This is a genomic window from Pseudomonas sp. GV071 (assembly GCF_003050835.1).
Classification (GTDB): Bacteria; Pseudomonadota; Gammaproteobacteria; order Pseudomonadales; family Pseudomonadaceae; genus Aquipseudomonas.
The window spans coordinates 14,261-27,581 of sequence record NZ_QAOJ01000019.1 but is presented as its reverse complement, the minus strand read 5'-3'; the positions used below and the strand labels follow the sequence as shown (position 1 = coordinate 27,581).

Sequence of the window (13,321 nt, the reverse complement as noted above, 5' to 3'; positions counted from 1 at the left end):
TTGCGATTTTATGCCTTCCAAAAACTGAGCAACTCTAGGTCGAGCCATAGAATACAACTTCCCAACTTAAGCGGCTTAAACCCTAGTTTGCAAAACGGCAGAGCAGTGGCATTCAGTTCTTTGAGGTCCCTAGGGTTTATGTGAGGATTAACCACGCTTAGAGGAAGAAACACACGAGACACACCTGAGCTTAACCCGATCAAGGCAGTTCTAAGCGTGCTTAATTCAAAGGTACTGCCTCGATAGGGCTCGTCGAAAGACAGGTGCGACACCATGAGACAATTTTGATTCATTCCGTCGCCTATGTTTCCGAAGTCTTCCTGAAGCGCCGAATAGATTCTGAAGACATCTTCGCTTACCTCTTTAGCTAAGTCTGCGGGGTCATATCCGAGATCGAGTGCTACACCGAAACGCAGGATCTGGATATGTAGCAGTCCGACTTGCACCTCCTCTAAGTCATAGCTGCTGCGCTCGTCAAAGGCCATCACTCTCATCCGATAAGTTCGTACAAGTTCTTCATGAATGCAATCTCGAGGGTCCGCTGCGAGGCTGAACACGGTATGAACCTTTAGCCTAGTAACTGGAGCTATCGATTTGCCGTCAGTTCTCATGCTTTGTACCCCAAGCTGATTAGTAGTTGAAAGCTAATCTCTATTATCGTGGTATGCGCGTACTTCCAAGGATTTAGTTAGAATTAATCGAAATATGGGGCGCCAGCTATCACTCCTTGATCTACTAACTCATGGCGATTGCGGCATGTCGAATAGGTGTCCCCAATCTATAGGTTGAGTGATCGGTAGTTAAAGCACGCAAAATTATTCATAACTCGCCTTCGTCGTCATATGTTGCGCTATTCGGCTCGGCTCGGCTTGATTTGTGGTGGGTGACTAGCCGTGCTCGTGTTCGCGCTGATCAGGCGGAGTTAACGGTTCGGCTAGCAGGGTCGTTGCGCGGCTGTTCAAAAGAGTGCCGACTTGAAAGTACCCCATAACTGTTCCAACGCTGCGATGTTCAGTCATCGCCATGACCTCGGCTAAAGGTACTCCTTGCCGGCCAGCCTCTGTCACGAAGCCCGATCTAAGGCTGTGAGCAGCCCAGTTACCGTCCAAATCAGCCAGCTTTGCCCGCCGTTTCACAATGCGCGCGACCTGATCGGTTGAAAGGCCAAGAGTACTTACCTTGTCTCCCTTAAACATGCGCCTGAACAGAGGCCCCGAATCAGCAGGGGCGACCGCCAGCCATTCCGCTAGCGCGACGGCTGCCTGCCCGCGTAGGGGTTTTTCCCGCCTAGCACCACTGCTATCGGTTTTCGTAGCTCCCAATGCATAAAGCCACGTGTCAGCGTCTAGCGCGCGGACATCGCCTATTTGCATGGCTACCACTTCTGATCGCCGACGGCCGCCGCCGCTCCAGGTTAGAAGGAGGAGGGAGCGGTCTCGAATTCCGCGTACGCCATCTGTGCACGTGGCCAGCATTGCTTGTAAAGGCTCAGCCACCACAGCCGTCTTCTTGCGTACGGTTATGCCCTGGCGCACCTGTGCCTTTCGGGCATCTCGCAGTAGGGTTTTAACCGCAGGCATTTCGACGGGACTATCCCAATCGTTGAGTCGATGCCATTTGCTTAGCACCGCTAGACGATGGCTGACAGTGCTATGCGCCAGCGGACCAGGCTTTGCCTTCACGCGCGCTGCTACCAGCGCTGCGTCGATCGACGCAGGCAGTAGATGCGTCCATGAGCCGTCTTCTAGAGGGCGCGCCAAGTGATCGACGATGAATTGAATAACCAGTTCTGCGGGCAACGCCTTATCGCCCAATGCGACGCCGTAACGCAGTCGCAACCAGGCGGACCAGTAGGTGAGGGCGCTTTGATAACTTCGAACAGTGTTCGCTGCAGTGCCGCCGGCGATGAACGCCTTGGCGGCTTCCTGGGCGCTTTCAGCGAGCAAATGCGGCTCTAGCAGCGGTTCGTCGCTCAACGGAAGCTGCTGTGTAATTTCCAATACGTTCAACGTATTATTATTCCATTATCAATCAAATAAGGTCGGATAATCTTTCATTATCAGACCTAATATAGCCCGAGGTGAACCATGGCGGTAGGCGTACCCGAAACTGACGTGTTTGCGGCTGCTGACGCTGTGTTGGCACGCGGTGAGCGCCCCACGGTTGAACGTGTGCGGCTAGAACTCGGACGGGGCAGTCCGGCGCGCGTTGGCGGGCTGCTTGATATCTGGTGGGCGCGGCTCGCCGAGCGACTTAGCGGGGAAACACGTCTGCCGGCGTTGCCGGCGGAGGTGTCGCAAGCGTTTGTGCAGGTGTGGCAGCAAGCAATTCACCTGGCATCCGGCGTCGCCGAACTCAGCCTTAGCGATCAACGTCAGGTCGTCGCGGCCGAGCGTGAGCGAGTTGCTGAGGTTGAGGAGCAGGCACGGCGTGAGTCGGCCACTTTTCGCCAACGTGCGGCTGAAGCAGCCGATGCCAGGCAATCAGCCGAGACACGTTTAGCTGATCTGGAGCTTTTGTTGGAACATCGCCAGCTGCAAATTGAAGATTTGGTACAGCAGCGAGCAACACTAGTTAGCGAGCGTGATTCCGCACAGCAACAGGGGCTGACGCTCCAAGAGCAGTTGCAGAACGCTCAGATAAAGGCGGAACGAGAAAGGGAAGCCCAGGAAATTTATGCACGAGGTGTAGAGGAGCGTGCTCACCGCGAAGTAGATCGTGCCCGCGAGGAAAACAAAGGCGTTCTTGCGCAACTCAAGTCTGCCAACCGTCAACTGGAGCAAGTCCAACGCCGATTGGCTGCGATACAGGTCGAGCTCAGCCAGGCTGAACAGAAAGCAGCCGCGCAACAAGCTAGGGGCGATACCTTAGAGCGGCAGCTTTCCCAGAAGCAGCAAAATGCGGCGGCCAAGCGTAAGCCGCGTGCAAAGAAGCCTGTGTGATTGAGAGTCGACTCACATGTCGTCGTTCTTCTGAAGAACCTCTTTCGCCCCACACGTTCTGACCTTCACTAGCCAGACAGACAAATAGGCATACCTTGAACGAAAAATCAGCGGGCCGTAATCATTCCGCGCCCGGCCACTCCCACGCCGTCTCGGTATCTTCCGCCAACGCCCGTCGAATTCTCATCGTCTTTGTAATGACTACCGCCTATGCCTGTATCCAGGCCCTAGGTGGCGCCATTTCTGGCTCGCTGGCACTGATCGCCGACGCCGGCCATATGGCCTCCGACTCAGCGGCGTTGTTGTTGGCACTCATCGCCTACCGCGTGGCCGCACGCGCGCCGGACTCACAACGCACCTACGGTTTTCATCGCGTGCGGGTGCTCGCTGCGCTGGCCAACGGCGTCGCGTTGCTGCTGTTGGTGATCTGGATCGCCTGGGAGGCCTACCGCCGCCTCAATAGTCCCACCGAAATCCTCGCCGGCCCGATGTTGGTGGTCGCGGTAATCGGGCTGGTGGTAAACATCGTCGGTGCATTGATCCTCAGCAGGGGCGGCTCCAGCGACAGCAATCTGCGTGGTGCACTGATTCATGTGATGGGTGATTTGCTGGGTTCGGTCGGCGCAATCGCGGCAGCGATCGGCATCATGTTCACCGGCTGGAGTTTTCTCGACCCGCTGTTATCGGTGTTGGTAGCCGTGCTGGTGGTGAAGTCGGCGTGGTCACTGGTTGCGGATTCACTGCGGGTGCTGCTGCAGGCAGTGCCGCAGGGCCTGGATATCCAGGCGGCAGAGCGTGATGTCACGCAAGTGCCGGGCGTTGCCGAGGCCGGGCATTTCCATGCCTGGACGCTGACCGACGACAGTATTGTGGCCACCATTCATGTCACGCCTCTGGCAGGGGCGGATACGCTAGCGCTCCCTGCGCAGGTTGCAGCACGACTGCGCGAGCGTTACGCCATCGATCATGTGACCGTGCAGGTCGACCCGCCAGGAAGCCTGCGTGCGCACGACACTGAAAGCGAGCACGAGCACGACCATGATCATAAGCACTAGCGGAGCGCACACAGGCTTTCAGCTTTCCCTGTTCGTGGTGATAATGCCTCGCTGCTTTGAATGAAGAACGCAAATGCCCGGTAGAACCCAACCCGCACTGTTGCTGTTTGCCCTCGTGATCGCCTTGTTCACGGTCTGGGCGGCGCATACGGTTTCGCCAGCTACCGGAGTGTTGAGTGCTACGTGCGAGTTTGCCGAGCCATTGCAGCAGGCTGCGGGCGTGGAGCATTTACATGCGTCGCACCTGGGCGACCATCACCACGACATTCCTCATCTGATCGCTGTATTGTCCTTTACCTCCCCGGGCAGGAAGTCTGCTCGCATAGACGCTGCGCAGCACGCGCTGCCGCCGTCGCCCATCTTCCTGATCAAACGCCCGCCGCGGGCCTGGATGCTGACCTGATAGCCCCTTGGGGCTCGGACTCATTCATTCAGGAACCTTCCATGTATTCGCAATTTTTTCGCAGCGGCGGACGGGCTCGTCCCGCCTTCGCAGCGCTGCTACCTGCTGCCCACCGTGACGAAACCAGAGGTCTTTGACCATGACCACTGAGCGATCCTTGAACACTTGGTGGCTGCTTCTGGCCGCCTGGCTCCTTGCGGTTGCCTCGACCCTGGCCGTGTTGTTTGTCGGTGAAGTGATGGGCCAGGCGCCCTGCGTACTGTGCTGGTTTCAGCGCGCATTCATGTTCCCGCTGGTGGTGATCCTCGGCGTGGCCTGCTACCTGACCGACTTCAGTGTGTGGCGCTACGCCTTGCCCGTTGCGGCCACCGGCTGGCTGATCGCGCTGTACCACAGCCTGCTTTACACCGGCCTCATCACCGAAAGCCTGAAGCCCTGTGGGGCAGGGCCGTCCTGTTCAGGCGCCGACATGACCATTCTCGGCGGCCTGCCGTTACCGCTTCTTTCGGTGGGTGTGTTCACCCTGATCATCATTCTTCTTATCCAGATTCGCCGGAGACTCCTGCCATGAGCAGACGCGCCACCGTACTGTCCGTTCTGATCCTTGCTGTTGTCGGCTTTGCTGCTGCAGCTTATTTCTACCGTGCGACGGTAGAGAAACCCATGCCACAGGTGCCCGCACAAACCGTGAGCTACCTGGTGCGTTTCCACTCGCCAACCTTCGGCCCCGCCAATGCGCCAGTGACCGTGGTGGAGTTCTTCGATCCCTCCTGTGAAAGTTGCCGGGCGTTTTATCCCATCGTCAAAGACATGATGGCGAAGAACCCTGGCAGCATTCGTTTGGTGCTGCGCTATGTGCTTCTGCATCCGGGTTCGGAGCAAGCCGTGCGGCTCCTAGAGGCCTCACGCCAGCAAGGCGTGTTCCCGCAGGTGCTGGAGGCCGTGCTGGAAGCGCAACCGGGCTGGCATGACGACCCGCAGATCGTAAAGGCTTGGGCTGCGGCGCAAGCGGCGGGGCTGGATGTGCAGAAAGCCAGGGAGCAGATGACGTCCGCCAAGATCGATGCGGTGTTGGCGCAAGATGCGGCCGATGCGAAGGCCGCGGGTGTGCAAGGAACGCCGACCTTTTTCGTGAACGGCAAGCCCCTGCCCGAGTTTGGCGCTCAGCCGTTATACGATTTGATCAAAAGCGAAATGGCCCAAGCCAAGTAGTGCCAGGCTAGCTGCCCTGATCACTCGGGGCGGCTATCGGCCAAGACACTCACATGTCGTCTGTCTTTAAACGCAATCTCTGGCCGCTTGCTCAAACTCAGCAGCAAGCACCGTGCGCTCATAAACGAACACCTTGCTACCTGCCGATGCCTTGAAGGCGTCGATGACCTTGTCCGCTGCGACGGCGCTGGTGAGCGAAATCCTATAGTGCCGCTGCCCCTGAGAGAGGGAAGGATTGAGGGCTTGTGCTTCAAGCTTCGGCATGACGCATCCGGCAAATTCTTCCGGGGATTTATCCGTTGCCAACGCGACTGTTGGCTGGTCAAGCACAGAGGCACAACCAGTCAGCAGCGTTAAAACAACCAAAGCAGAGAGAACCATACGCATGGGGATGTCCTTGTGGCGGTACGCCGAGTGTGGGTTTTTCGATGGCACTATTTTCCCGCTCTGACGGCCAGATGGAACGTGTATTGGGTAATGCCAATTATCGATGGCACGGATGGATGGACACCGCCAGGTGTTTGGCCTGATGGACTGATATGGCGGCACTTACTTAGTTCTTGAGGTACGAGAGCAGGGTGACCTCGATCTGCCTCATTGCGGGGCATAGCTCGGCAGCGATTTTATCTGCAGCGCGAGTGGGTGAAACGCCTCGGCCCACACGGGTAAATAAGGGGTCGCCAAATTTTTCGCGCAGTTTTGCCAGAGAGTTGCTGACGGCGGGCTGTGTTACGCCCAGGCTCTTTGCGGCCAAGGTCAGACTCCGCTCTTTGTAGATACGCAGAAAAACCATCAGCAGATTGAGGTCGAGAGCGTCGAATGTGTCTTCGCAGATAATCATGTCAGTACTCAGCCCCCATCTTTACAGCCGCATTTCCATCGTTCGCGCCAGCTCCGCGATGGTGTCTTCGCGGCGTTTGAAAAAATGGATCTGGCCAAGCTTTTGGCAGGTCAGTAAACCGGCACTCTGTAACGTGGTCAGGTGGCCCGACACCGTCGACTGGGCTAACTGACACTTGCGTTCGATCTGCCCGGCACACACACCAAGCAGGAATGCATGTTCCTGCTGCGGGAAGTGCTTTTCCGGGTCGCGCAGCCAACCGAGGATTTGCCGGCGCATCGGACTGGCCAAGGCTTTGAGCAGCACATCGACGTCGGCTTTCATCGGCTCAACCCTCACACGATTCCCAGCAAGGGTTTCAGCCACTGAACAAAATCTTCCACCTCTTCGGCGGTGATTTCGTGGCCCATGTCGTACAGGTGCGTTTCATGTTTCACGTTCAATTGGTTAAGCCAGGCGTCGGCCTTCTGTGCCCAGGACACCGGCAGTTTGTTGTCTGCATGACCATGGGCGACAAAGGCCGAGAGTGTGCTCAACGTGTTGGCGTCGGCAATGTGTGGCGCCAGTTCCGGCAGAATTCGCCCACTGAGCAGACCAAAGCCCGCCACGCAGTGCGGCGCGCTAAGACCCACACTGGCACTGAGAATTCCGCCCTGGCTGAAGCCGGCAATCACCGTTGGCAGTGGCGGCAACGCTTGTACGAATTGCACTAGGCTCTGGCGGCTGACTTCGGCTTGCTCTTCGTTGATCACCGGCCCGGTGGTGGTGAAGCTCACTTGAAACCAGGCGAAGCCGTCGGCGCCAATTTGTAGCCGACTGCGTACCAGCAGCACTTCCACGTCATGCGGAATAAAGCTGGAAAGGCCGGCCAAGTTGCTTTCATTGCCGCCCACACCGTGTAACAGCAGCAAGCGCGCGCGTGGCGCATCAGCGCTAAGCACCCGGCGGTACTGGAGGCCGGATTCGGGCTCTTGCTGGAGGTCGGAAATGGCTAATGGTGCGTTCATGCTGCAGTGGACTCCTCAATAACAGTGGACGCGGATGGGCTGTTGAACAGGTAGCTGTCCATGGCCAATACGCCGTGGGCGATACCGCCTTCGAGCACATCCACCTTGTAATCTTCGCCGGCGGCGCCAAGTGCCAAAAACAACGGCAGGAAATGTTCGTCGCTGGGGTGCGCACGCTCCGCTTGGGGGGCGGTGTTTCGGTAGTCGAGCAGCGCTGGCAGGTCGCCTGCTTCAAGCGCGTCGCGGGTCCAGTCGGCAAACCGTGCAACGTACTCGGCCGGATCGCCATCGTGGCCGCGGAACTCATAGAGGTTGTGGGTGAGGCTGCCGGAGCCAATGATCAATACACCTTGTTCGCGCAGCGGCTTCAACGCCAGGCCCAATTCCCAGGCACCTTGCGGGCTGAGCGGGTAGGGCATCGACACTTGAACAACCGGAACGTCGGCGTCGGGCAGCAGGTGCAACAGCGGCACCCAGGCGCCGTGGTCCAGGCCGCGGTTCGCTTCGGTGGTTGCCGTAATGCCGCGTCCGGACAACAGGTGGCAGATCTGCGAAGCCAATTGCGGCTCTCCCGGTGCCGGGTATTGCAGTTGATACAGTGCCTGCGGGAAGCCACCAAAATCGTGAATAGTTTCCGGCGTTGCGCTGCTGCCAACCCGCACACCACCGCGGGTCATCCAGTGCGGCGAGACAATGACAATTGCGGTGGGGCGTGGCAGCGAACGGCCAAGCTCAGCCAGGCGCGCGCCGGCCAGGCCGGGCTCGATGGCAAAGGTCGGCGCGCCGTGGGACACGAACAGCACGGGAAAGGCCTGGCTCATGATGGAATCCTGTTTAGGGGTTAATGGACATGGGCCAAAGTCTATAGATTCAGTTTCGGCGATAAATACGCGCCTTTGTGAATAACCGTTCCGCTGAGTGAAACAATCAAATGGGGCGGCCGTAGCCCTGACGTCTACCCATTGGCGAGCTCAAGGTCGTTTTTCTGATGCTTTTCCTTGGTTAGCATTGCCGCCTCTCTTTTTTTCGAGCGCCCATGACTACAACCTCGCCATCTCTCAAGCCCATCCTGCTGGCTTGTTGCTTAGGCTTTCTCGTCGTCCAGCTCGATGTCAGCGTGGTCAACGTGGGCCTCGGCGCCCTTAAACAGGCCTTTGATACCGACCTCACCGGTTTGCAGTGGGTGATCAACAGCTACGCGCTGGTGTTCTCGGCGTTGCTGATACTGGGCGGTGCCTGCGGTGATAAATGGGGTGCGAAAACTGCCTACACCGCCGGCTTTGCTGTGTTTACTCTGGGCTCCATCGGCTGCGGCCTGGCCGAGAACATGCCGATGCTGATTGCCATGCGCTTGGTGCAAGGCGTAGGCGCGGCCTTTTTGGTGCCGACGTCGCTCACGCTCATTCGCATCTCTTTCGAAGACCCGCAGCGGCGCAAGTCGGCCGTGGCACTGTGGGGTGCGTGCGGCGGCATCGCGCTGGCCGCAGGGCCTGTGTTGGGTGGGCTGCTGATTGACTACCTGGGCTGGCGCAGCGTGTTTTTGATTAACGTGCCCATCGGTGTGTTGGCGATCTGGCTTATCAGCCGCTACGCCGCGCCATCGCCACGGGTGGAAAAAAGTGTCGATGCAGGAGGGCAGTTCAGCATCGCGGTCTGCCTGGCGTCGCTGACCTATGCGCTGACTGAATCCAGCGGCCAAGGTTGGACGCTGTTGACGTATTCGGCGCTGGCTATCGCGGTGTGTTTTCTAGGGGTATTTGTGTGGGTGGAGCGCCATGTAAACGCACCGATGCTGCCCGCACGCCTGGCCACCAACGCCGGTTTGGTGAGCATGTCGCTGGCCGGGGCGGTGATCAATTTCACCTTCTACGGCACCGTGTTTGTGTTCAGCATCTACTTCCAGACTGTGCTGCATTACGACGCCTTCAAAACCGGCCTGTCGTTTATTCCGCTGACGGCAGTACTCACGCTGTCGACCTTACTGTCTTCGCGAATTGCCCGTCGTGTAAGCGCCAAACGCATCATCACCACCGGCTTCAGCATTCAGGTAATCGGCTTCCTGGCACTGGCAGAAATCGGTCCGCACTCGTCGCTGTGGCTGCTGAACGGCGCCTTGATGCTGGTGGGTATTGGCAGCGCCTGCTCGGTACCTTCGATCACCAACACCATGCTGGCCTCGGTTTCTCAGCACGATGCCGGCATTGCGTCCGGGCTGATGGCGTCGGCCAGGCAGTTGGGCGGGGTGATTGGCGTGGCGGTGTTCGGAACCCTGATCGCCCGAGCCGATGCGGCGGCTTTTGCCCACGGCATGTCCAATGCCATGCTGGTGTCCGCAATCACTCTGGTGGTCTGCATCGTCGCAATGACGCTGATTAACCGGGGTAAGGCCTAATCCCGGCCGTGGAGCTTCAATAACTCGTCCACCAGGTAGCGAATCTTCGGCCGCGAGTGGTTGCTCTTTGACCACAGCGCATGCACCTCTACCGGTGCCGGCTCGAACGGCTCCAGTACCGTAACCACTGCGTTGCGCGCGATATCTTTTTCAAACAGGCACAGCGGCATTTGGCAAATGCCGAGGCCGGCGCGGGCGGCTTCGATCATCGCTTCTGCATCGTCGAATTGGTAAGTCGGTGGCGGCGCGAATTTTACCGGCTGACCGGCTTGGGTCATCTTCCAGGGCATCAGGCTGCCGCGTCGATAACCAACGATGCCGCGATGGTGCGCCAAATCTTCAAGAGCGAGCGGGGTGCCGTGTTCGGCCAGGTAGGCAGGCGATGCGCAGGTGACCCAGCGGTGCGAGGTGAGGCGTCGGGCGACCAGGCCGGGCACGCTGTCTACGCTGCCAAAACGAATGGCCAGATCGATGCCTTCTTCGGTGAGGTCGACCAGTTGATCGCTGAACGTCAGGGTCAGTTGCAGTTGCGGAAAACGTTTGCTCATTTCCAGCAGTACCGGCAGTACCACCTGTTTGCCAAAGGCCACCGGCATGTCTACCCGTAAGCGTCCGGTGGGCACCCCGAGCTTGTTGCCCAGGTTGCTTTCCGTGGCTTTGATTTCTTCCAAGGCGGCAGACCACACGGTGAAGTAGGCCTCGCCGTCCGGCGACAGCGACAAGCGCCGGGTGGAGCGATAGAACAAGCTGGTACCCACCCGAGCCTCAAGGCGGGCAATCGCCTTGCCCACCGCCGATTTCGAAAGTCCCAGTCGTTCCGCCGCCTCGGTAAAAGTCGCCGAGCGCGCGGTCGCGAGAAAAATATGGATGCCGCTGAACGAATCTTCGGAGGTCATTGCCGCTTTCCTGGAAGTAAACGCTGGTAGCAAATGATGCTACCTATCTGTGATTTGTAGGCTGTTTATCCGCCTGTCGCTCTACCTTAGCATGGCCGCTGACGCTATAACCGGCCGCCTGCATCTGCAGCACGGTTGGCCCTTTACCTCTGTGAGGACGCCACCATGAAAGACGAAGTCATCAGCATTTTTACCCTGCGCCTGGCGCCAGAGAACTTCCCTGAGTTCAAAGCACTTGTGGCCAAGATCGTCGCCGCCACCAGCAAAGAGCCCGGCACTTTGATGTACGAATACAGCGTGAACGATGCGCACACCGAGGCGCACATCATTGAGCGCTACCGTGCCGACGCTGTGGTCAGCCATATCGAAGAAACCTTCGCGCCCTATGGGGCCAAATTTCTTGAACTGGTAGAGATCACCAGCCTGCTGGTCTACGGCAATCCAGACGCGCCAACCCGCAAACACCTCGACGCCTTCGGCGCGGTGTACATGAATTCGTTCGACGGTTTTACGCGCACCTGAGGCTCCGCCCAGGCAGCCATCTCTTCTCATTCCCCGGCCTTTTTGGATGAACCATGAACCCCGTTATTGAAGCCATTACCTCCCGCACATCGGTCAACAACTACGACCCAACCCATCAGTTATCAGATGCAGAAATCGGCGAGCTGATTGCCTTGGCCACCCAAGCGCCCAGCGCGTTCAATGGTCAAAACTGGAAGTTCATCGCCGTGCGCTCGGCCGAAGCCAAAGCCCGTCTGCATCCTGCTGCCTACGGTCAGCAGAAAGTGCTGGACGCTGCTGTCACCTTTATCGTGTGCGGCAAACTGGGCATTCAAGAGACCTTGCCCGCCGCCCTGGCGTCAGCAAAATCCGTCGGTATCCTTGACGACGCCACGTACGAAGGCTGGGTAGGCGCGGCAAGCAACATGTACGGCCCAAGCCCGGCGTTCCAGCGCGATGAAGCGGTTCGCTCCGCATCGCTCGCTGCCATGACCCTGATGCTCGCTGCCAAAGGTCTGGATCTGGGCTCTTGCCCAATGATTGGTTTTGATGCGGGCGCCGTGACTGAGGCATTCAATCTTGAGGCTAGCGATGTGCCTGTCATGCTGGTTACCGTCGGGCGTGCCGCTGCAGACAACTGGCCGAAAAAGCCGCGTCTGGCTGTTACTCAAGTACTGACCTTTGCTTAAGCAGCCTTAGGCTGAGCGGTGTGTTCGGTCGCGGCGACCGGACACACCCTTATCAAGGCGAACTCGGAGAAATGAACGGATGAACATCACCGTCTATTGCCTGGATCACGACGATGCTCTGGAGCGGCGACTGGCACACTACGAGGCGCACAAGGCGTACCTCAATACGGCCCCGATCAAAACGCTCATCTCGGGACCGCTGACCAAACCGGACGGCATCACCATGATCGGCAGCTTCTTTCTCTATGAAGCCGCCAGCCTAGAAGCCGTGACCCGCTTTCTGCAAAACGACCCCTTTAACCAGGCGAATGTCTGGGCCTCTATCGACGTCCGTCCCTTTATCAAGCGCGTCGACAACCGTTAACGAGTGAGCAGGTCGCCAATCGATTCCGCCGCCAACTGATACGAGCGGCAACGCGCAGCTGAATCGTAGATGCGCGCATCGATCATCAACTCGTCTACGCCGGTGGTGGCGATGAATTCGCGCAGCCACGTGCCGACATCCTCTTTATCCCCGATAGCCGTGCAGGCCATGGCCTGGTCGAGTCCCTGTCGGTCCCTTGGTGTGATGCTTGCCAGGTAGCCTTCCTCCGGTGCCGGCAGCAGCGTTGGACGCCCTGCGTGCAGCCTCACCACCCATTGTTGATGAGAGCTGGCCAGATATTGCGCCTGGGCGCGTGTATCGGCGGCAATGACGTTCACCCCGGCCATGGTGTACGGCTTTTGCAAGTACGCGGAGGGGCGGAAATTTTCCCGGTAATGGGCCAGGGCGTGCATCAGCATTTGTGGCGCAAAGTGCGAGGCGAACGCGTAGGGCAGCCCCAGCCGTGCGGCCAGGTCGGCGCCTTGCAGGCTGGAACCCAGAATCCACATCGGTATGTCGTGACGGCCAGGCAGGGCGTGCACAGCTTCACGGCCATTGTCTTCCAGGTAGTTGCGCACCTTTTGTACGTCCTGGTCAAAGTCCCGTTCCGGCGCGATGCCGCGAATGGCGCGCACTGTCGCGCCGCCGCTACCGGGTGCGCGGCCGAGGCCAAGGTCGATGCGGCCCGGGAACAAGGTGTCCAGCGTGCCGAACTGCTCGGCCACAATCAGCGGGGAATGGTTGGGCAGCATCACGCCGCCGGCGCCCACCCGCAGCGTGCTGGTGGCGGCAGCCAGGTGCTGCACGATCAGAGGCGTGGCCATGGACCCGATACCCGGCAGATCGTGGTGCTCGGCAATCCAGTAGCGGTTGTAACCGTGTTGCTCAACGTGGCGCGCGAGCAGACGTGCGCCCTCAAGGGTGTCGGCGTAGGTTTTGCCTTCGCCGATCATCATCAGGTCCAGCACGGACAGTGCAGTCATAACAACTCCAGTTCGGTAGAGGCCGGCGAGGTGACG

At 58.7% G+C, this 13,321-nt stretch carries 18 protein-coding genes; 9 read left to right on the top strand and 9 right to left on the bottom strand.

What is annotated here, in order from left to right; translation table 11 throughout:
* Positions 1–8: 8 nt before the first annotated feature.
* Both C8K61_RS25720 and C8K61_RS25715 read right to left on the bottom strand, forming a co-directional pair.
* A complete protein-coding gene (locus C8K61_RS25720; RefSeq protein ID WP_146174336.1) occupies positions 9–485 on the bottom strand; it encodes a hypothetical protein in 477 nt (158 codons plus the stop codon).
* A 402-nt stretch (positions 486–887) separates the two neighbouring features.
* On the bottom strand, positions 888–2,009 hold the full coding sequence (locus tag C8K61_RS25715) for a site-specific integrase (protein ID WP_108099739.1): 1,122 nt from the start codon (positions 2,007–2,009) through the stop codon (positions 888–890).
* A gap of 78 nt (positions 2,010–2,087) precedes the next feature.
* Between C8K61_RS25715 and C8K61_RS25710 the strand changes: the two genes are divergently transcribed.
* The 5 genes from C8K61_RS25710 to C8K61_RS25690 all read left to right on the top strand — a co-directional run bounded on the left by C8K61_RS25710 (position 2,088) and on the right by C8K61_RS25690 (position 5,612).
* On the top strand, positions 2,088–2,942 hold the full coding sequence (locus tag C8K61_RS25710; protein ID WP_108099737.1) for a DNA-binding protein: 855 nt from the start codon (positions 2,088–2,090) through the stop codon (positions 2,940–2,942).
* 95 nt (positions 2,943–3,037) lie between these two features.
* Positions 3,038–3,997, top strand: a complete 960-nt coding sequence (locus C8K61_RS25705; RefSeq protein ID WP_256589557.1) for a cation diffusion facilitator family transporter — start codon at positions 3,038–3,040, stop codon at positions 3,995–3,997.
* 73 nt (positions 3,998–4,070) lie between these two features.
* Positions 4,071–4,400 carry a hypothetical protein gene (locus tag C8K61_RS25700; protein WP_108099733.1) on the top strand — a complete coding sequence of 110 codons (330 nt, stop codon included), beginning with the start codon at positions 4,071–4,073 and terminating at the stop codon, positions 4,398–4,400.
* 139 nt (positions 4,401–4,539) lie between these two features.
* Positions 4,540–4,971 carry a disulfide bond formation protein B gene (locus C8K61_RS25695; RefSeq protein ID WP_108099731.1) on the top strand — a complete coding sequence of 144 codons (432 nt, stop codon included), beginning with the start codon at positions 4,540–4,542 and terminating at the stop codon, positions 4,969–4,971.
* Complete coding sequence (locus C8K61_RS25690) at positions 4,968–5,612, top strand: thioredoxin domain-containing protein (RefSeq protein WP_108099729.1); 645 nt, start codon at positions 4,968–4,970, stop codon at positions 5,610–5,612. The genes C8K61_RS25695 and C8K61_RS25690 overlap by 4 nt, the downstream gene beginning before the upstream one ends.
* Positions 5,613–5,678: 66 nt before the next feature.
* On the opposite strand, the gene C8K61_RS25685 is transcribed toward C8K61_RS25690, so the two are convergent.
* The 5 genes from C8K61_RS25685 to C8K61_RS25665 all read right to left on the bottom strand — a co-directional run bounded on the left by C8K61_RS25685 (position 5,679) and on the right by C8K61_RS25665 (position 8,281).
* Positions 5,679–5,999 carry a hypothetical protein gene (locus C8K61_RS25685; protein ID WP_108099727.1) on the bottom strand — a complete coding sequence of 107 codons (321 nt, stop codon included), beginning with the start codon at positions 5,997–5,999 and terminating at the stop codon, positions 5,679–5,681.
* Between the two features lie 166 nt (positions 6,000–6,165).
* The gene (locus tag C8K61_RS25680; RefSeq protein WP_108099725.1) at positions 6,166–6,453 is read right to left on the bottom strand and encodes a LysR family transcriptional regulator; all 288 of its coding nucleotides are present in this window, start codon (positions 6,451–6,453) and stop codon (positions 6,166–6,168) included.
* Positions 6,454–6,474: 21 nt separating this feature from the next.
* Positions 6,475–6,777 carry a helix-turn-helix transcriptional regulator gene (locus tag C8K61_RS25675; RefSeq protein WP_108099723.1) on the bottom strand — a complete coding sequence of 101 codons (303 nt, stop codon included), beginning with the start codon at positions 6,775–6,777 and terminating at the stop codon, positions 6,475–6,477.
* Positions 6,778–6,788: 11 nt separating this feature from the next.
* Entirely contained in the window at positions 6,789–7,460 is a 672-nt protein-coding gene (locus C8K61_RS25670) for an alpha/beta hydrolase (RefSeq protein ID WP_108099721.1), read from the bottom strand.
* Entirely contained in the window at positions 7,457–8,281 is an 825-nt protein-coding gene (locus C8K61_RS25665) for a class III extradiol ring-cleavage dioxygenase (RefSeq protein WP_108099719.1), read from the bottom strand. The genes C8K61_RS25670 and C8K61_RS25665 overlap by 4 nt, the downstream gene beginning before the upstream one ends.
* A 215-nt stretch (positions 8,282–8,496) precedes the next feature.
* Here C8K61_RS25665 and C8K61_RS25660 point away from each other — a divergent pair, with 215 nt between their 5' ends.
* Positions 8,497–9,852, top strand: a complete 1,356-nt coding sequence (locus C8K61_RS25660; RefSeq protein ID WP_108099717.1) for an MFS transporter — start codon at positions 8,497–8,499, stop codon at positions 9,850–9,852.
* On the opposite strand, the gene C8K61_RS25655 is transcribed toward C8K61_RS25660, so the two are convergent.
* The gene (locus C8K61_RS25655; protein ID WP_108099715.1) at positions 9,849–10,748 is read right to left on the bottom strand and encodes a LysR family transcriptional regulator; all 900 of its coding nucleotides are present in this window, start codon (positions 10,746–10,748) and stop codon (positions 9,849–9,851) included. The two genes, C8K61_RS25660 and C8K61_RS25655, sit on opposite strands and share 4 nt — an antisense overlap.
* Before the next feature lie 165 nt (positions 10,749–10,913).
* On the opposite strand from C8K61_RS25655, the gene C8K61_RS25650 reads away from it, so the two are divergent.
* From C8K61_RS25650 to C8K61_RS25640, 3 genes are all read left to right on the top strand, one after another.
* On the top strand, positions 10,914–11,270 hold the full coding sequence (locus tag C8K61_RS25650; protein WP_108099713.1) for a putative quinol monooxygenase: 357 nt from the start codon (positions 10,914–10,916) through the stop codon (positions 11,268–11,270).
* Between the two features lie 53 nt (positions 11,271–11,323).
* The gene (locus C8K61_RS25645) at positions 11,324–11,938 is read left to right on the top strand and encodes a nitroreductase family protein (protein WP_108099711.1); all 615 of its coding nucleotides are present in this window, start codon (positions 11,324–11,326) and stop codon (positions 11,936–11,938) included.
* Between the two features lie 79 nt (positions 11,939–12,017).
* Entirely contained in the window at positions 12,018–12,302 is a 285-nt protein-coding gene (locus tag C8K61_RS25640) for a YciI family protein (protein ID WP_108099709.1), read from the top strand.
* Here the strand turns inward: C8K61_RS25640 and C8K61_RS25635 are convergent.
* Entirely contained in the window at positions 12,299–13,285 is a 987-nt protein-coding gene (locus C8K61_RS25635) for an LLM class flavin-dependent oxidoreductase (protein WP_108099707.1), read from the bottom strand. The genes C8K61_RS25640 and C8K61_RS25635 overlap by 4 nt on opposite strands.
* Positions 13,286–13,321: the final 36 nt, after the last annotated feature.